The organism is Streptomyces caeni (genome assembly GCF_042678285.1).
Lineage (GTDB): Bacteria > Actinomycetota > Actinomycetes > Streptomycetales > Streptomycetaceae > Streptomyces > Streptomyces caeni.
In genome coordinates, this window is record NZ_JBHUDX010000084.1 from 65,280 (window position 1) to 83,047 (window position 17,768).

Here is a 17,768-nt window from a genome sequence, read left to right on the forward strand (position 1 = left end):
CGCACTACCACCTGTCACGAGGACGGCACTCTTGGTGATCACACACGCCCGGGGAGCAGCCCTCGATCCAGGCGCCGCGGCCGCCCGGGCCACCGAGGCGATCCTGCGCGACACGCTGCACGGCACGCACCGCGGGGTCGTCGTCGACTCGCCGCCGGGCGCCGGGAAGTCGACGCTGGTCGTGCGGGCCGCGCTCGAACTCGCCGCCGCCGGCCGGCCGCTGATGGTGATCGCGCAGACCAACGCGCAGGTGGACGACCTGGTGCTGCGGCTGGCGGAGAAGGACTCCGGGCTGCCGGTCGGCCGGTTGCACAGCAACGACCCGGATCCGTACGACACCGCGCTCGACGATCTGCCGAACGTCAGGAAGTCGGCGAAGGCGGGGGATCTGGCCGGCCTTGACGTGGTGATCTCGACGGCCGCCAAGTGGGCGCACGTCAAGGGCGTCGAGCCGTGGCGGCACGCGATCGTCGACGAGGCGTACCAGATGCGCTCGGACGCACTGCTGGCCGTGGCGGGTCTGTTCGAGCGGGCGCTGTTCGTGGGGGATCCGGGGCAGCTGGACCCGTTCGCGATCGTGGGCGCCGAGCAGTGGGCGGGGCTGTCGTACGACCCGTCCGCGTCCGCCGTGACGACGCTCCTGGCACACAATCCGCAGCTGCCGCAGCACCGGCTGCCGGTGTCGTGGCGGCTGCCGGCGTCGGCGGCGCCGCTGGTGTCGGACGCGTTCTATCCGTACACGCCTTTCCGCAGCGGCACGGGGCACGGGGACCGGCGGCTGACGTTCGGGGTGGCCTCGGACGGCTCGGGGCCCGACCGGGTGATCGACGAGGCGGCACAGACGGGCTGGGGGCTGCTGGAGCTGCCCGCACGGCACACGCCGCGGACGGATCCCGAGGCGGTACGGGCCCTCGCCCGGGTGGTACGCCGGCTGCTGGACCGGGGCGGGGCGGCGGTCTCGGAGCGGAGCGAGGAGCCGGTGCCGCTGACCGCGGACCGGATCGCCGTCGGGACGGCGCACCGGGACCAGGCGGCGGCGGTGCGCTCCGCGCTGGCGGACCTCGGGGTGCCCGATGTGACGGTGGACACGGCGAACCGGCTCCAGGGCCGCGAGTTCGATGTGACGGTGGTGCTGCATCCGCTGTCCGGGCGCCCGGACGCGACGGCCTTCCACCTTGAGACCGGACGGCTGTGCGTGCTGGCGTCCCGGCACCGGCACGCGTGCATCGTGGTGTGCCGGGCGGGCGTGACGGAGCTGCTGGACGACCATCCGTCGACGGATCCGGTGCAGCTGGGGGTGACGGTGAAGTTCCCCGACGGGTGGGAAGCCAACCACGCGGTGCTGGCACACCTGGCGGAGCACCGCGTGCCGTGGCGGCCCTGACCGGCGGCGTCCCGGCCCGTGCTCCGGGAACAGCGCACGGGCCGGCGGCCCGGAGACCGCGGGAGCCGGGTGCCGCAGGCCCGGGACAAACTTCCGGGGCCGGTCCGCACCGCCCGCTCCGGCCCTCTTGCCCAGGCGCGCGACAATGGACGGTGGCCCACCCGAAGGGCGGCGCCACCCGGACCGTACGAGGAGGAGAAGACATGGCGGAGCCCACGCCGCGTCGGAACGAGCCGCGGCTACGCCCCGCGCCCCTGCTCTTCGAGCCCGCGGATGCGGCCTCCGACCCGGAGCACTTCTTCGACCTGGAGTCGATCGACGACCCGCGGGAGCTGCTGGCGCGGGCGACCGAGCTGACCCAGGCGTTTCGCGCGGCGGCGGACCGGGCGGTGGAGTTCCAGGCCATCGCCGCGGCCCAGCTCGCCGATCCGCGCCGCTTCGACCGGCTGACGCCGGCGGCGATCGCCGAGCAGGCGGAGTGGACCGAGGACTACACGAAGAAGATGGTGGAGTTCGGGCGGGACCTGCTGCGCGGCGCCGACGCGAGCGGGCCGGAGAATCTGGGCTGAGCCGGCGGACCCGGCGGCTCCCGTGCCCACGCCGGGCCTTTGCCCCGGGCAAATGATCTTCGGGCATATGCCGGGCGGCACGATACTCCGCCGCTCCCCCTCCTGTCCCCGTTTTCCGCGACCCTCGGCGACCACTCGCTCACGGCCGGTAGATCTGGCGGTTATGAGCAGTCGAGCACCGTTCGCCGACCCTTTCCACGCCCCGCTCCCCGACCGGTGCGACGTCTCGGGCGTCACCGCGGAGGGCGCGGACTGGCTCGCCTCCGCAGGAACGTATCCGCAAGGCGCCCTCGCCTCCTCGGCCCGGCACCCCGACGCCCCGGTGGTCCTGCGCTGCGGCACCGCGTTCGACGTCGTCAACGCCCCCGCGATCTTCGGGCGGCACATGCTCGACCGGCTCTGGGACGAGGGGCCGGGCTCCGGGCCCGTCGCCGTGCACCGCGGCCGGATGCTGCTGTTCGCGGCGCCCGGCACGGCCCCGCGGCTTCCGGCGCTGCTCGCCTGGGAGGAGTGGGGCGGCCGCGCCCGCACCGTTCCACCGCTGCTGTGCCACGGTCCCGGGGACGCCGTGTCCGTGCCCACCGGCACCCCCGCCACCCGGCGCGCATCCCGGTGGCTCGTGGCACCGGACACCCGCCACCCCTGGCTGCCGGGCCCCGAGGTCCTGCTCTGGGCGGCCGTGCGGGCTGCCCGTGCCGCGGCCTCCGCCGCCGTACGGATATCGATTTTTCCTCCCGCCGACCAGGGTGCTAAGGTCTACGACGTCAGCAGGCGCCGCTAGCTCAGTTGGTTAGAGCAGCTGACTCTTAATCAGCGGGTCCGGGGTTCGAGTCCCTGGCGGCGCACGATGACGATGGCGATCCATGTTCGCGGACAGCGCGAACGGGGTCGCCATCGTCGTTCCCGCACGGCTTCGCCGCGCGGGGGCTTCGCCACCCACACCCCCTCAACCGGGGACGCCGCCCGGTACGAGGTAGCCGGGAGTGAGCCTCCCGCCCAGCCGTGCGGTCCGAGCCCCGGGGCAGGGTGCCGCCCGTGCGGCAGGCACTCGGGGTGGGGTCAGGTCCGGGTGATGCGTACCGTCCATGCGCCCGTGGCCGTTCGGTCCTCCACTGCCACCCTGACCCCGTCCCCCGGTGCGGTGAAGCTCTCCCCCACACCCACCGGGGCGTCCGCGAGGGGCGGGTAGACAGAGTTGTCGCGGCACGCCGTGGAGTGCGGGTGGGCGTCAAGGACCTCGATCGGGCCGCCGCCGGACGCCGTCTCGCTGCGGACGCGGTAGACGAGAACACCCTGCGTGCAGACCGAGCCGTCGTTCCCGACCGCCCCGCGCGCCTCCATGACGAGCACCTTGTCCGGCCCCGTCCGCACCACCGCCAGCTTGGTGCCGCGCCCCGAACCGAACGCCTGCACACCGCGCCGGAGGCCCGCCGCGCCCATACCCGCCGCGCCCGTCACCCCGGATCCCCAAAGCCCGCGCGCGTTCACCGGCACCTGCGGCGCCCCGGTCGGGCCCGCCTCCACCGCTTCCAGCGTCAGCCGCGTGCTCCCGGTTCCCCGTACGCACACCATCTGGCGGGTGTCCAGCCACCCCAGCTTCCACTTGTGCCAGGCGAACAGGTCCGGCGCCAGCCCGAACTGGCTGCCCATGAGATCCCAGTCACCGACGTACGTGTCCCAGTCGCCCTTGCCGTCGACGGGGCGGTGGTAGAGATCGGGCAGGTCGAAGACGTGTCCCGTCTCGTGCGCGAGGACGAGACGGTCCGGCGGATGCTTCTCGAAGACCGTGACCACCCGGCGCAGATCCTTCCCGTCGGCCCGCAGCGGGGTGTCGAGGTTGACCACCTTCGTGGCGTCCGAGTCGACGCCGGGCGCGTTGGGGTCGGCCACGAGGTACACGATGTCGTAGCGCGAGAAGTCGACGTCCTTGTCCGCCGCGGCGACCGCGTCGCGCAGGTACGCGGTCCGGCGCTCGGCCTTCCAGTCGCGCTGTATGGCGTACGAGGTGGACGGGTGCGGCATCCGGATCCAGTGACCCACCGGATGCGGACGCAGTGTGAACCTGCCGTAGGAGGCGCGTTCGAAGAAGCGGCTGGTGGCCGGGAAGTAGTCCGCGGTCAGCTCGGCCGGCGTGGTCACGGGCGTCGCGTCCGGGAAGGACAGGAAGACCATGACCGCGTCGAGCGGATGAGTGGGGCGTACGTAGGCGGAGTTCCAGGTGTCGTCGCCCTCCGAGTGGTGGGCCTGGCCACGGGTCAGCCGGCAGGCCACCGCCTGGGGTCCGGCGAGGGCGGGGCCCGCGCCCAGCGAGGTCGCGATCAGCGCCGTCATCGTCGTGACCACGGCCGCCGTGCTGCGCAGGACGGGCGCCCCGCCCCGCAGGAAGCCCTTCAGGACCCTGCGGGCGAGCCCGTTGCCAAAGAGCGGACGCGGCACGTCGACCTCCGGATGCGGTTCCGTGATTCCGCATCCAGCCTTGTCTTACTTGTATGACTGCGCCCTGTTTGTCTGCACCGGAAGGGTGAGACACCACCAGTCGGGGGAAAGGCCAGTTGGGAACCGTGACAGCCGAGGGGAGGGGCGGTGCGGGACAGGAGCGCAGGACGGCGCACAAGCACCGAGGGGGCGGCCGGCATGGGCCGACACCTCGAATACTCACGGAACGTCACAACCGCTGGAGGCCTGATAGAGCAAGGCCGGGAGCCAGCAGAAACGATCTGTCAGGGCATCAGCGCGCTCCGGGCGACCGCCCGGCGGCTGGAAGGCCCCTGGGACAGCCTCTATGATCGGCACACTTTCCTGCACGGACACGGCTTGTACGGTCGCCCGGAGCGCGGCCGTCGACCCCGACAAGACCCACGAGATCTGTACGACGAACGAGTGCACTGCGGGAGCGAGCGGTGAGCGGAACGTCCGAAGGGCCGGCGCCCGCGGCAGACCTCCTCGGTCCGGCCGTCACGCAGAGTAAGGCTAATGCCTCGACCGGTACGACCGGCCCCCCGCCCCCGACCGGGGAGCACGCGCTCGCACCACCCACCGACGCACCACCCACCGACGCGCCGCCGCGCTCCGGCGCCGCCGGGCTGCGGCCCGCCTCCTTCGGCGCCGCGTTCTCCGTCGCCCCGCTCGGCATGGCACTCGTCGACCGGGAGGGCCTGATCGTCACCGCCAACGAGATGATGGGCTCACTGCTCGGCACCGGTACGGACGCACTGGACGGGAAGGCCGCCGCCGATGTGGTGGACCTGTCCTCGGACACCCGCACCTGGCACGCCTACCGGGAAGTGCTGCGCGGCCGTCAGGCGCGGCTGCGCTGCACACGACGCCTCAAGCACCCCGACGGGCGCTCGCTCTGGGTCCAGGTGACCGTCGCACCGCTGCCGGAGGCGGAGGAGGCCGTCCTCCTGTCGGTCGCCGACATCAGCGCCCGCCGTGAACTCCAGGCACGGCTGAGGCACTTGCAGATGCACGACCCGGTGACCCGGCTGCCCAACCGCACGCTGTTCTTCGAACGGCTGTCGGCCGCGCTGGAGGCGGAGGCGTACGAGGAGAGCGGCACCGGCCGGATCGGACTGTGCTACCTGGACCTCGACGGCTTCAAGGCGGTCAACGACACGCTGGGCCACTGCATCGGCGACCGGCTGCTCGCGGCCGTCGCGCAACGCCTGACGCGCTGTGCGGACGAGGCGGGACACGCACGGGCGTCCACTCCCCTGGTGGCGAGACTCGGCGGCGACGAGTTCGCCCTGCTCGTCGAGGACTCCACGGGCACCGAGCAACTCGCCGACCTGGCCGAGTCGGTACTCAAGGCGCTCCAGGAACCCTTCGACCTGTCCGGGCAGCGGCTGTCCCTCTCGGCGTCCATCGGCGTCGTGGAACGGCACGCGGCGGGGACGACGGCGACAGGGCTGATGCAGGCGGCCGATACGACGCTGTACTGGGCGAAGGCCGACGGCAAAGCGCGCTGGACCCTCTTCGATCCGGAGCGCAACGCCCACCGTATGACCCGCCAGGCTCTGTCCTCCGCTCTGCGCCCGGCCGTCGAGCGCGGCGAGTTCGCCCTGGAGTACCAGCCGTTGGTGGGGCTGGAGGACGGGCGGGTACGGGGGGTGGAGGCGCTGGTGCGCTGGCACCACCCCCAGTTCGGCACGCTGACGCCGAATCGGTTCATCGGACTGGCCGAGGAGGACGGTTCGATCGTGCAGCTGGGGCGCTGGGCGCTGGCGAGCGCCTGCCGTCAGGCGCGCCGCTGGCAGCTGGAACGCCCGGACGATCCGCCGATCTTCGTCAGCGTGAACGTGGCGGTGCGCCAGGTCTGGGACTCCGACCTGGTGGCGGACGTGGCGGAGACCCTCGCGCGCACCGGACTGGCCCCGCACCTACTGCAGTTGGAGCTGACCGAGTCGGCGGTCATGGGATCGGCCGGGCGGCCGATCCAGGCGCTCCAGGCCCTCAGCGACATGGGGGTGCGCATCGCCATCGACGACTTCGGCACCGGTTACTCGAACCTCGCCTATCTCAGCCGGCTGCCGGTGTCGGCGCTGAAGCTGGACGGCTCGTTCGTCCGCGGCTTCCAGTACGAGGGCACGGACGGCCGGCCGAACCCCGCGGACGAGGTCATCGTGGAGGCGATGATCCAGCTCGCCCACCGGCTCGGCCTGACGGTCACCGCGGAGTGCGTGGAGACCTCCGCGCAGGCCACCCGTCTGCGCCGGATCGGCTGCGACACGGGCCAGGGGTGGCTGTACTCACGGCCGGTGCCGCCGGACCGCATCTCCGAGCTGGTGGGGTCGGAGACCTGCCCGCGCTCCTGACCGGAAGGCCGGTGACGGGAAGGCCGGTGACGGAAGCACGATGACGGGGAGGCCGGTGACGAGGAGGGCCGGAAGGGCCGGAAGGGCCGGAAGGGCCGGAAGGGCCGGGAGGGTGCCGTCCCCCCGTGCGACGGCACCCTCCCGGAGTCACATGGCCGGCAACCCGTAGGCGTCCGCGACCAGTTCGTAGGAGCGCAGCCGCACCTCGCCGCTGTGGGCGTTGGAGGTGAGCATCAACTCGTCCGCGCCGGTGCGCTTGTGGAGGGCGTCGAGGCCGGAGCGGACCTCGTCCGGCGTGCCGTGCACCACGTTGGCGGTCCAGGACTCGGCGAACTCCTCCTCCAGGGGGCTGAACTCGTGCGCCTCCGCCTCCTCGGGGGTGGGGACGAGGCCGGGGCGGCCCATGCGCAGCCGGATCATGTTCAGGGCGGCGGCCCGCACTTGGCGGCGGGCCTCCTTCTCGTCGTCGGTGGCGAGCGCGGCGACACCGATGAGGGCGTACGGGGCGTCGAGGACCTCGGACGGGCGGAAGGACTCGCGGTAGAGGTCGAGCGCCGGAATGGTGTTCTGCGCCGAGAAGTGGTGGGCGAAGGCGAAGGGCAGGCCGAGCATGGCGGCCAGGCGGGCGCTGAAGCCGGAGGAGCCCAGCAGCCAGATCGGGGGGCGGTGCGGGGACTGGACGCCGCCCGGGGAGGTGGCCTGGACGGGGCCGGGGACCGCGTGGATACGGGAGTACGGATGGCCGGCCGGGAAGTCGTCGTCGAGGAAACGGGTCAGTTCGGCCAGTTGCTGGGGGAAGTCGTCGGCGCCCTCGTTCAGCCCGTCCGTGCGGCGCAGGGCGGCGGCCGTGGCGCCGTCGGTGCCGGGGGCGCGGCCCAGGCCCAGGTCGATGCGCCCCGGGGCCATGGCCTCCAGCGTGCCGAACTGCTCCGCGATGACCAGCGGGGCGTGGTTGGGGAGCATCACTCCGCCCGAGCCGAGACGGATGCGGTCCGTGTGGGCGGCGAGATGGGCGAGGATCACGGCGGGTGAGGAGGAGGCCACGCCCGGCATGGAGTGGTGCTCGGCGACCCAGTAGCGGTGGTAGCCGCGCGCCTGAGCCAGGCGGGCGAGGGCGACGCTGGTGCGCAGGGCGTCGGTGGCGGTGCGCCCGGCGCCGACGGTGACCAGGTCAAGTACGGACAGGGGGACGGGGGCGGTGCCCTGTGCCGTGCCTCGGATCTCGTCCACCGGGTTGCCTCCTGTGTGCGTCGCGTCTCCTGGCGCCCAAACAGGAGGCAGTCCCCGGTTATTCCCGGGCCGGACGCCGCACCGGTCGGTCACACCTGGACGATGGGCTCCCTGCGGAAGAGGGTCCCCAGGGCCGGCGCGTTCACCCGGCGGTCCACCAGGCGCAGCGCCTCCCACACCGTGACCTGGTTCGCCGTGAGGACCGGCTTGGCCAGCTCCTGCTCCAGGGCGATCAGGTGCGCGGCCGTGTGGAGCGCGGTACCGGGCAGCAGCACGGCGTCGGCGTCGGCGCGGTCGCCCTCGCGTGCCAGCGCCAGCACCTCGTCCGCGCCCCAGCCGCCGGCCTCCGCCGCCGTGGTGACGCCCGCGCCGTGGACCGAGACCACGTCCGCGCCCGCCGACCGCAGGAATCCGGCGAACAGACCGGCGATGTCGTCCGGGTAGAACGCCGCGACCGCCGGCCGCCGGGCGCCGATCTCCCGTACCGCGTGGACGAAGGCGAAGGAGGTGGAGGAGGCCGGCGTCCCGGCCGTGCGGGCGAGGGCGCGCACCTGCGCGTGGGCGCCCTCCCAGCCGTACGCGAAGCTGCCGCCCGTGGACGCCCACAGCACCGCCTCGGCGCCCGTGAGCCGCAGGCCCTCGACGCCCGCCGCCAGCCGCTGCGGCGCGCCCCTCTCCCGAAGGATGTCGGCGCGGCAGGCGTCCTCCCGGGTCTCGGTGTGGACGAGGTCCAACCGGATGTCGCTGCCCAGCAACTGCTCGATGCGCGGATAGTCGTCCTCGGCGAAGTGACCCGGGTAGAGGAATCCGAGTGCCGTCATGCCCAGCCTTTCCGTCGTTCCGGCGGTGCGGGTCCCCGCTCTGCCGCCTTCTCCGGCAGAGCCCGAAGGGGGCCCCGTCGCCCGGGTACCCAGCCGGGACGATGCCGCGCCTCGTGTCACCTGGCCGGCCGAGAGGCCCGGCCCGCCGCGCGCGCCGGGGGTGGCCGGGGGGTGACCGGAGCCGGGCCGCACCGGTTGCGACGGGGCCGGAACCGGCCGGAATACATCGCATGCTCCCGGGTAGACGCGCGCCCATGGCTCCACCACGGACGAAGGACTCAGGAATACCCGGAACCACCCGTCGAAAACTGCTCGCCGGCGTCGCCGCCCTCGGCACGCTGGGTGCCGCCGGCTGCAGCCGCGTCGCCACGGCGTCGAACACGCCCGGCGGCGATCTGCTCAGCCGGCTCAAGGCCCAGGGCGTCGTCCGGCTCGGCATCGCCGGCGAGATCCCCTTCGGCTACATCGACAAGAACGGCAAGCTCACCGGCGAGGCCCCGGAGTTGGCGAAGGTGGTCTTCAAACGCCTCGGCGTCGACCGCGTCCAGCCCGTGCCGACCGAGTTCGGCTCGCTCATCCCCGGGCTGAACTCACAGCAGTTCGACGTCGTCTCCGCCGGGATGTACATCAACCCGGAGCGCTGCCAGCAGGTCATCTTCGCCGACCCCGACTACCAGATGCTCGACTCCTTCATCGTGCGCAAGGGCAATCCGAAGGGCCTGCACGACTACCGGGACGTCGTCGAGAAGAAGGCGAAATTCGCCACCGGCACCGGATACGCCGAGATCCAGTACGCCGTCGACGCCGGCTACAAGGAGCACGACATCCTGATCGTCCCCGACCAGGTCGCCGGGCTGAACGCGGTCGAGGCCGGACGCGCGGACGTGTTCGCCGGGACCGCGCTCACCACCCGCGAAGTCGTCAAGAAGTCCCGCAAGGCGGAGGCGACGAAACCCTTCACACCCCTCGTGAAGGGCCGGCCCCACGTCGACGGCGGCGGCTTCGCCTTCCGGTCCGCCGAGACGAGGCTGCGGGACGCCTTCAACGCCGAGCTGAAGAAGATGAAGGCGAGCGGCGAACTCTTCCGCATCCTGCGTCCGTTCGGCTTCACCGAGGCCGAGATGACCGACATGACCGCGAAGGAGCTGTGCCGCGGATGACCTCGGGACTGTGGGAACTCGTACTGACGGGGATCTGGACCACCGTCCAGCTCCTCGTGCTCAGCGCGCTGCTCGCGACGGCCGTCTCCTTCGCCGTCGGCATGGCGCGCACCCACCGGCTGTGGATCGTGCGCTTCCTCGCCGGTTTCTACACGGAGGTGTTCCGCGGCACCTCGGCCCTGATCATGATCTTCTGGGTGTTCTTCGTGCTGCCGCTCGCCTTCGGCTGGCAGCTGGTGCCGATGTGGGCGGGCACGCTCGCGCTGGGCCTGACCTACGGCGCGTACGGCGCCGAGATCGTTCGCGGCGCCCTGAACGCCGTCGATCCGGCGCAGCGCGAGGGCGGCATCGCGCTGAGCTTCACGCCGTGGCAGCGGATGCGGAAGATCCTGCTGCCGCAGGCGGTGCCGGAGATGATCCCCCCGTTCTCCAACCTGCTGGTCGAACTGCTCAAGGGCACCGCGCTGGTCTCCGTCATGGGCATGGGCGACCTGGCGTTCAGCGGCAACCTGGTGCGGCTCGCGCTGCAGGAGAGCGCGCGGATCTACACGTACGTCCTGCTCATCTACTTTGTGATCGCCTTCCTCCTGACCCGGCTGATGCGAGGTCTCGAACACCGCCTCAAGGCCGGGGCCGGGAGGGCGGCGTCCGGGCCCGCCGCCCTCTCCCTGCGCCGAACCGGCACCACCACGGTCGGAGGTGGTCTGTCATGACCTGGGACTGGGGTGCCGTCCGCGACTTCATGCCGCACTTCTGGGACGGCCTGCTCGTCACCCTCCAGGCGCTGGCCCTCGGCTCGCTGATCTCGTTCGCCGTGGGGCTGGTGTGGGCGCTGCTGATGCGTGCGCCGACGCGGTGGGTGCGCTGGCCGGTGGGGATCGTGACCGAGTTCATCCGCGACACCCCGCTGCTGGTGCAGCTGTTCTTCCTCTTCTACGTGCTGCCCGAGTGGGGGCTCGCCTTCTCCGCGCTGACCACCGGCGTCGTCGCGATCGGCCTGCACTACTCGACGTACACGATGCAGGTCTACCGCGCCGGGATCGAGGCCGTGCCCGCCGGACAGTGGGAGGCGGCCACCGCGCTGAGCCTGCCGCCGCTGCGCACCTGGAGCGCGGTGATCCTTCCGCAGGCACTGCGCCGGGTCGTCCCCGCACTCGGCAACTACGTGATCGCGATGCTGAAGGACACGCCGATGCTGATGGTGATCACCGTCCTCGACATGCTCGGCGAGGCGCGGCTGTTCGCCCAGCAGCACTTCCAGTTCACCGAGCCGCTCACCGTCATCGGAGTGGCCTTCGTCCTGATCTCCTACCCCGCCTCCCTCCTCCTGCGAGCCCTGGAGCGACGTCTTGTCCGCTGACACCCCTCTGATGAAGGAACCCGACGGCCATGCCAACCCGTCGGCGGCCGCCGGCGAGCTGATCCGCTTCGAGAAGGTCACCAAGCGCTTCGGCGACCACACGGTCCTCGACCGGCTCGACTTCTCGGTCGAGGCCGGCAGACATGTCACGCTGATCGGCCCGTCGGGATCCGGCAAGACGACGATCCTGCGGCTGCTGATGACGCTGGACAAGCCCGACGAGGGCACGATCACGGTGGGCGGGCAGCGGCTCTTCCCGGCCGCCGAGAAGCAGGTCCGGGAGATCCGGAAGAACATCGGCATGGTCTTCCAGCAGTTCAATCTGTTCCCCAACATGAAGGTGCTGCGGAACATCACCGAGGCGCCGGTCGCCGTCCTCGGCCTGTCCGCGGACGAGGCGGAGCAGCGGGCACGCGAGCTGCTCGAACTGGTGGGGCTCAGCGACCACCTCGACAAGTATCCGAGCCAGCTCTCCGGCGGCCAGCAGCAGCGCGTCGCGATCGCCCGGGCACTGGCGATGCGCCCGCAGGTCCTGCTGCTGGACGAGGTGACGTCCGCGCTCGACCCGGAGCTGGTCGCCGGTGTCCTCGACGTCCTCCGTGACATCGCCCGCACCACGGACATCACCATGCTGACCGTGACGCACGAGATGGGCTTCGCCCGGGACATCTCGGACCAGATCCTCATGTTCGATTCCGGCCATGTCGTCGAGTCGGGAACCGCGGAGAAGATCTTCGGTTCCCCCGAGCACGCACGCACGCGGGAATTCCTCAGCGCAGTGCTCTGACTACGAGGGGTGAACGCGGCGGTCCGGTCTGGAGCCACTCGACGGGTCATGACTCTGGCATTTTCCAGAGTGGCGCGGTCCTGCTGAGAAGGCCGGAAGCCGCCGCGGACTTCGTCAACACCCCCTCCCGGGAAGCCGCTCGGGCCGTATCGTGGGGGGAGCCGAGCTGTCCCGTGAATGGTCCGAAAAGCACAGGGGGAGACCGTGGCGCTGACCCATGAGCCGACCGCCCCGTATCACTCGGCCCAAGACGCCCTGCGCCTCCTGGAGACGGTGGCCGGGCGCCCCGCCGGCGTCACCGACGCCGAGCTCGCCCGCGAGACCGGCTTGGGCACCCAGCGGCTGACCTCGCTCCTGCGGATGCTGCGCAGGGAGGGCTATGTCGAGCAGGCCGGCGACGGCGCGTATGTCGCCGGGGCGGCCCTCGGCCGCCTCGGCTCCGCCCACGGCCGCGAGCAGGCGCTGGGCGAGAAGCTCCAGCAGTCCCTCGACCGGCTGCGGGACTCGGTGGGTGCCGCGATCTACATGAGCCGCTACATCGACGGCGAGGTCCAGGTCACCCGGCACGCCGAGAGCCCGGCGGCCCCCGCCGTGCACGAATGGGTGGACTTCCGCTCCTCGGCCCACGCCAGCGCGGTCGGCAAGAGCCTGCTCGGCCAGCTCGACCTCAACGGCCGCCGGGACCACCTGGCCCGTCACAAGATGGCCCGGCTCACCTCGCGGACGATCACCAGCGAGAAGGTGCTGCTGTCCCGCCTCGACGCGCATCCCCCGACGGTCCCGGTGCTCGACCTGCAGGAGTACGCGGTGGGCACGGTCTGCGCGGCCGTCCCGATCACGGCCGGTTCCTCGGTCGGCTGCCTCGCGCTGTCCCTGCCGGTGGAGCACGCGCACCGCCTGCGGCAGGCGGCGGAGCGGCTGAACCGGGGGGCGGCCCCCGTCCTGCTCTCCCTGGCGATCTGAGGCGGTCCGGAGCACACCTCCGGACCAGGTAGTATTTCTTTTGTCGCCGGACGCGAGAGCGAACAGCGACGGAGTCTGCGCCGCTAGCTCAGTTGGTTAGAGCAGCTGACTCTTAATCAGCGGGTCCGGGGTTCGAGTCCCTGGCGGCGCACGGTGACGATGGCGACCCATGTTCGCGGACAGCGCGAACGGGGTCGCCATCGTCGTTCTCGCACGGCTTCGCCGCGCGTTGTGGGCGCTTGGCCGCCCACACCCCGTACGCGTCGGCCCACCGGTGCCGTCCGGCGGCCGGCGCTCGGGCAGGTTCTCGCGGGGCCCCGGGCCCGGTACTGCGCGACCGAGTGCACGACGTCCGTCTCCGTCAGGCGGTGGTATCCCTGCCCCCCGGGAGACACCACCACGCCGGGTCCGGGCAGCGGAAACCCTCCCCCGGAGCCCCACGCGGTGGAAACCGGGTGCGGCGGACCGTCACGGCCGCCATGGCCGGTGCCCCGGCGATGATGACGCCGGGCACCGCGCAGAAGATAAGGTCCACGGTTCCGCCCGTTGCCGGCACGACTCCACGCACGCCGTCATGGTCGTGTCGGCGATGTCGGCGTGCGTGGACGTACCCGCCCCGGGTGCCGCCCCCCCAAGGGAGGCTCGGAGAGCAGCCGCGGGACGGAAGCGGGACGGGACGCCGCTCAGAAGGTGACGTCCGCGCACGAGTAGAACGCGTTGCCCGTGTCCGCGATCGTCCACACCCCGAGGATGATGTGGTGCCCGCTCAGCCCGGTCGGCAGGACACCGGTGTGGGTGAGCGTCGACGGCGGGCGCTGGCCGTTGTAGGGCACCGTCAGGAACGGGGTGGTGTTGAGGTCCGCCCTGGTCAGGGCGTGGTTCTGGTTCCAGCCCTGCTTTGTGACGTAGTACGTGAAGTCGGTCGTGGCGTGCATGGCGGTGAACTGCCAGCGGAAGGTGTAGCTCTGTCCGCCGGTCACCCTGGTCGTCGGCCAGTCCGCACCCGAGGGCGTCTTCGGCTGGTCGAGTGCGCCGAAGTTGGTGTGGTTCGCCGAGCAGATCCGACCGTCGTCCGGGCCGGCCGCCGGGAAGCCCTTGGGGCCCTCGACGCTCTGCGGCTCCCACTGGATGTCACCGCACCCCGAGACGATGCCGCCGTTGGCCGCGCACATCTTCTGCCGGCTGAGGGGCTGGTCGGTGTAGCCGTGGGCGTCGGCGCCGCCGGTGGAGAGCACGAAGGCCCCGGCGGTCGTGAGGCCCAGCACGGCGGCGTACAACTTGGTCCTTGTGCGCATGCTGCCGCTCCTGGAGAACGTGGGGGAGATTCCTGAGCCGTGCAGGTCTAGACCAAGTGTCAGATTATTGCCGTGTATTGAACATGTCCATACCAATCGCGCACGGTCTTCAGGCCCCGTCGGCCGTGTGCCGGGCACAGAGCGCCACCGTCAGGTCCTTCACCAGCGCCTTGCGTTCGGGGTCGCCGACGTCGATCAGACCACGCACGGTCAGCAGGGCCACCATGTCCTCGACCGCGTCGGCCACCGAGCCGAGCACGGCGTCGCGGTGGCGCGCGTCGAGCGCGGCGAGGCTGCGGTGCTGTATCCGCGCGGCGGCCTCGGGCCCGTACTCGATCCGGGTCGGCTGCACCGCGAACACCTCCAGGCCGGCCGGCGCCACATCCGCCACCACTTTCCGGGTCAGCAGGTCGCCGACCGCCTCGGCGTTGCCCAGGCTCGGCACCTCCCGTATCACGAACGGCTCCACCGGTACCTGCGGCAGCATGCGCGCGAGCGCCGACGCGACGCAGTCCCGCAGATAGGCCGGGTGGTCCTCGACCCCGAGCACGGCTCGCGCGCTGTCCTTGACCCGCCAGGTCACCAGCACGGTCACGCGCAGCGCGACACCGTTGGCGTCGACCGCGGCCATCGGCTCGCTGTGCCAGTGCCGCAGCCGCACGTCGACCCGGCGGCGCAGCACCAGCGGGTTGATCCACATCAGCCCGGTACGGCGGACCGTGCCGCGGTAGCGCCCGAACAGATCGAGCACCCAGGCACGGCCCGTGCGCCCGCGCGCGAGCCCGCCGAACCCGAGGAGGCCGAGCGCGCCCGCCCCCGCGTACGCGGCCAGTTGTGCGGGGCCGAGCCCCGCCCCGGCGCCCGCCGGAAGCTCCAGGGTGTACACGGCGGCCGGCGACAGCAGGCCCGCCCACCACGAGACGGCCGCGCAGCCGCCCAGTCCGCACAGACCCGCGATCACCCCCGCCGCCCCGGGCAGCACCCGCGCGGGCTGCTCGGCCAGGTCGGGGTCGACGACGGGCGCCCGGCGCGCCGGCGGCGGGCCGGGCCGACGCACCCGCGGCTGCTCGCCGGTGCCCAGCCGCCGCCCCACGACGGCCGGAGCGAGCGGCACGGCGACCGACTCGGGGTCGTCCCGGAACAGCAGGTGCACCGGGATCTCAGTGGTCGCCTCGCTCTGGATGAGCCGGGCGGGCCGGGTGTCGGCGCCGTCCGGTGCCCCCTCGGACTCCGGCGTGTGCGATGCCGTCGTGTTCACCTGTGCCTCCGGATCAGGAGAACAGCCGGCGCCAGGTCTCCGGTCCCGGATAGCCGTCGGCCGAGTCTCCGTCGAAGCCCTGGACCCGCTGGAACGCCTCGACGGCACGCCGGTCCGCCTCGCCCCAGCCCGGCCCCGGCCCCTGCGGGTAGTAGGAGCCGAACCCCTTCTTGATCAGCTGCTGGCCCAGCCGGGTGACGTACTGGTTGTTCGCACCGGGCCGGAACATGTCCGGGCCCGGATAGCCGGGCACCACGGACGCGGCGGCGGGGGGCCCGGCGGACGCCCCCGCGGGAGTCCCGGCGGACGCCCCCGCAGGGGTTCCAGCGGGCGCCGCCGCAGGAGTCCCGGCGGGTGCCCCCGCAGGAGTCCCGGCCGGGTTCACGCCCGGTGGGTGCACGACGGAGGTCCCGGGGGCGCTCGTCGCGGGAATGTCGACGCCCACCCTCTGCAGCAGATATCTCCAGGTCACCGGCCCCGGCAGCCCGTCCGCGGCCGCTCCCGTCCAGCCCTGGGCCCGCTGGAACGCCGCGACGGCGCGACGGTCCGCCTCGGACCAGCGCGAGCCGGGGCCCTCAAGGTAGAACCGGGCGCCGCCACGCGCGACGAGGAGACTGCCGAGCCGGGTGACGTTCCCGTTGTCGGCGCCCGGGCCGAAGGCGGCGGACGGGAAGGGGACCGGCAGGACGGGGGACGTGGCGGCGGCGACCGTGGCCAGGGCGCCCTTGGCACCGGTCACACTGTCGCTGACACCCTTGTAGCGGTAGGGCACATAGCGGCTGGAATTGGACCAGTAGGCGTACGGGGTGGCCTGCCGCCGGGCCACCGGCGGGGTCTCCTCGTAGGCGATGTAGGACGTGTGGGTGTAGTCCGTCCAGCCGCCGAAGATGACGACGTGTGACCCCTTCTCGGGGTTGCTCTTGTTGTGGAAGAGGAGGATGTCGCCGGGCTGCAGTTCCTCCTTGGAGATCCGGACACCGAACTTGTTGAGGCTGCCCGTCCATTCGTTGCTGCCGAGGTTCCAGGCCATCGAGACGAAGCCCGAGCAGTCCTGCCGGTAACCGTCCGACCAGTACTTGTTCATGTCGTACGGAACCGCGGCCGCGACCCACGCCTTGGCCCGCCTGATGATCTGCGCCCGGGTGGTGCTGGGCAGGGCGGCCGAGGCCGGCGCCCCGCTCGGGCCTCGCAGCGGTGCGGCCTGGCCCTGCGGGGTGTCGGGCAGCCCGCCGTCCGCGGGCACGCCCGGCTTCAGCGGCGCGTAGGCGGCGGCGAGGGCAGGCATGACGGGGCTCACGCCGAGGACCGTGCCCGCCGCGGCGGCCAGCAGAGCGGCCTTGCGGACCGCCGGGCGACCGCGCGGGCCCCAGCGCCCGTCGGCCCGGGAGCGCGAAGGGCTGACGGGCCGCCAGGGGCCATGGCCCCCTCGACCGCGGCCGCTCGTGGGATCGGATTCCTCGAACACCGGAGTCTCCATGCGATACCCCTTACACATTCTGTCCACATTCGGATGATATGTCCTCAATTCTGTATGTCCGTCAGTTTTCCAACTGTCCACCCGAACCGCATACTGACGGGCCGAACGATGTACACCACACCCACCCCATCGGCCCCGCCGCCCGGCCCTCCGACCCCCCGGCCGGACGCCGCCGCCCCCGCGGTTCGGGGGCACCCGTCGGCGTCGGGTAGAGTTCCGCGGGTCAGCGGGCGCCGCTAGCTCAGTTGGTTAGAGCAGCTGACTCTTAATCAGCGGGTCCGGGGTTCGAGTCCCTGGCGGCGCACCACCGAAAGACCCCTCGCGCGAGCGGGGGGCCTTTTCGTGTCCGCACACCGGAGGGTCACACGATCGGCCGGAAACCCGGCCCCGCCGAGACCGGCCACGCCTTTCACGCCACCCTCCATCCGGCCGATGCGTCACAGGACCCGAAGGTCGCCCGCCGGCAGCACCGGGAGATCCTCCACGCGGTGCGGCCCGGGGACTCCGTTCGAGCGGAGGAGGCCGCGAGGGGGCACTTCCTCAACATCCGTACCCGACCGACATCAACTACCCCAGAAGGCTCCGACAAGCGTCCGAATGGGCGGGTATGACCGGTAAACACCGCGTTTCCTGTCTTGCGATCACGCCGG

The 17,768-nt window shown here is 72.1% G+C and carries 15 protein-coding genes and 3 tRNA genes; 12 read left to right on the top strand and 6 right to left on the bottom strand.

Going from position 1 to position 17,768, the window contains the following annotated elements:
• Positions 1-34: 34 nt before the first annotated feature.
• The 4 genes from ACFSL4_RS27865 to ACFSL4_RS27880 all read left to right on the top strand — a co-directional run bounded on the left by ACFSL4_RS27865 (position 35) and on the right by ACFSL4_RS27880 (position 2,798).
• Positions 35-1,384, top strand: coding sequence for an AAA domain-containing protein (locus ACFSL4_RS27865; RefSeq protein ID WP_381088827.1), 1,350 nt, complete (start codon positions 35-37; stop codon positions 1,382-1,384).
• 203 nt (positions 1,385-1,587) lie between these two features.
• Positions 1,588-1,953 (top strand): hypothetical protein, encoded by a 366-nt coding sequence (locus ACFSL4_RS27870; protein WP_381088590.1) that lies wholly within the window; start codon positions 1,588-1,590, stop codon positions 1,951-1,953.
• Between the two features lie 163 nt (positions 1,954-2,116).
• Positions 2,117-2,734 (top strand): bifunctional DNA primase/polymerase, encoded by a 618-nt coding sequence (locus ACFSL4_RS27875; RefSeq protein ID WP_381088593.1) that lies wholly within the window; start codon positions 2,117-2,119, stop codon positions 2,732-2,734.
• Positions 2,725-2,798, top strand: a tRNA-Lys gene (locus ACFSL4_RS27880). Before ACFSL4_RS27875 ends, ACFSL4_RS27880 begins: the two co-directional genes overlap by 10 nt.
• Positions 2,799-3,012: 214 nt before the next feature.
• Here ACFSL4_RS27880 and ACFSL4_RS27885 read toward each other — a convergent pair.
• Positions 3,013-4,389 (bottom strand): M6 family metalloprotease domain-containing protein, encoded by a 1,377-nt coding sequence (locus ACFSL4_RS27885; protein ID WP_381088596.1) that lies wholly within the window; start codon positions 4,387-4,389, stop codon positions 3,013-3,015.
• Positions 4,390-4,853: 464 nt separating this feature from the next.
• Here ACFSL4_RS27885 and ACFSL4_RS27890 point away from each other — a divergent pair, with 464 nt between their 5' ends.
• On the top strand, positions 4,854-6,767 hold the full coding sequence (locus ACFSL4_RS27890) for a putative bifunctional diguanylate cyclase/phosphodiesterase (RefSeq protein WP_381088598.1): 1,914 nt from the start codon (positions 4,854-4,856) through the stop codon (positions 6,765-6,767).
• Positions 6,768-6,914: 147 nt separating this feature from the next.
• Here ACFSL4_RS27890 and ACFSL4_RS27895 read toward each other — a convergent pair whose 3' ends face one another.
• Positions 6,915-7,997 carry an LLM class flavin-dependent oxidoreductase gene (locus ACFSL4_RS27895; protein ID WP_381088601.1) on the bottom strand — a complete coding sequence of 361 codons (1,083 nt, stop codon included), beginning with the start codon at positions 7,995-7,997 and terminating at the stop codon, positions 6,915-6,917.
• 89 nt (positions 7,998-8,086) lie between these two features.
• Positions 8,087-8,818 (bottom strand): maleate cis-trans isomerase family protein, encoded by a 732-nt coding sequence (locus tag ACFSL4_RS27900; protein ID WP_381088604.1) that lies wholly within the window; start codon positions 8,816-8,818, stop codon positions 8,087-8,089.
• 254 nt (positions 8,819-9,072) lie between these two features.
• On the opposite strand from ACFSL4_RS27900, the gene ehuB reads away from it, so the two are divergent.
• From ehuB to ACFSL4_RS27930, 6 genes are all read left to right on the top strand, one after another.
• Complete coding sequence (gene ehuB, locus ACFSL4_RS27905; RefSeq protein WP_381088607.1) at positions 9,073-9,978, top strand: ectoine/hydroxyectoine ABC transporter substrate-binding protein EhuB; 906 nt, start codon at positions 9,073-9,075, stop codon at positions 9,976-9,978.
• Complete coding sequence (ehuC, locus tag ACFSL4_RS27910) at positions 9,975-10,691, top strand: ectoine/hydroxyectoine ABC transporter permease subunit EhuC (RefSeq protein ID WP_381088610.1); 717 nt, start codon at positions 9,975-9,977, stop codon at positions 10,689-10,691. Before ehuB ends, ehuC begins: the two co-directional genes overlap by 4 nt.
• Positions 10,688-11,338: an ectoine/hydroxyectoine ABC transporter permease subunit EhuD gene (ehuD, locus tag ACFSL4_RS27915; protein ID WP_381088613.1), complete on the top strand. Its 651-nt coding sequence runs from the start codon at positions 10,688-10,690 to the stop codon at positions 11,336-11,338. The genes ehuC and ehuD overlap by 4 nt, the downstream gene beginning before the upstream one ends.
• A gap of 10 nt (positions 11,339-11,348) precedes the next feature.
• Positions 11,349-12,125 (top strand): amino acid ABC transporter ATP-binding protein, encoded by a 777-nt coding sequence (locus tag ACFSL4_RS27920; protein ID WP_381088616.1) that lies wholly within the window; start codon positions 11,349-11,351, stop codon positions 12,123-12,125.
• A 204-nt stretch (positions 12,126-12,329) separates the two neighbouring features.
• The gene (locus ACFSL4_RS27925) at positions 12,330-13,088 is read left to right on the top strand and encodes an IclR family transcriptional regulator (RefSeq protein WP_381088620.1); all 759 of its coding nucleotides are present in this window, start codon (positions 12,330-12,332) and stop codon (positions 13,086-13,088) included.
• 77 nt (positions 13,089-13,165) lie between these two features.
• Positions 13,166-13,239, top strand: a tRNA-Lys gene (locus ACFSL4_RS27930).
• Between the two features lie 532 nt (positions 13,240-13,771).
• Here ACFSL4_RS27930 and ACFSL4_RS27935 read toward each other — a convergent pair.
• The 3 genes from ACFSL4_RS27935 to ACFSL4_RS27945 all read right to left on the bottom strand — a co-directional run bounded on the left by ACFSL4_RS27935 (position 13,772) and on the right by ACFSL4_RS27945 (position 17,118).
• Entirely contained in the window at positions 13,772-14,383 is a 612-nt protein-coding gene (locus ACFSL4_RS27935) for a lytic polysaccharide monooxygenase auxiliary activity family 9 protein (protein ID WP_381088623.1), read from the bottom strand.
• Between the two features lie 109 nt (positions 14,384-14,492).
• Positions 14,493-15,641, bottom strand: coding sequence for an SPFH domain-containing protein (locus tag ACFSL4_RS27940; RefSeq protein ID WP_381088626.1), 1,149 nt, complete (start codon positions 15,639-15,641; stop codon positions 14,493-14,495).
• A 13-nt stretch (positions 15,642-15,654) separates the two neighbouring features.
• The gene (locus ACFSL4_RS27945) at positions 15,655-17,118 is read right to left on the bottom strand and encodes a peptidoglycan-binding protein (protein ID WP_381088628.1); all 1,464 of its coding nucleotides are present in this window, start codon (positions 17,116-17,118) and stop codon (positions 15,655-15,657) included.
• Between the two features lie 230 nt (positions 17,119-17,348).
• Between ACFSL4_RS27945 and ACFSL4_RS27950 the strand changes: the two genes are divergently transcribed.
• A tRNA-Lys gene (locus ACFSL4_RS27950) sits at positions 17,349-17,425 on the top strand.
• Positions 17,426-17,768 lie beyond the last annotated feature (343 nt).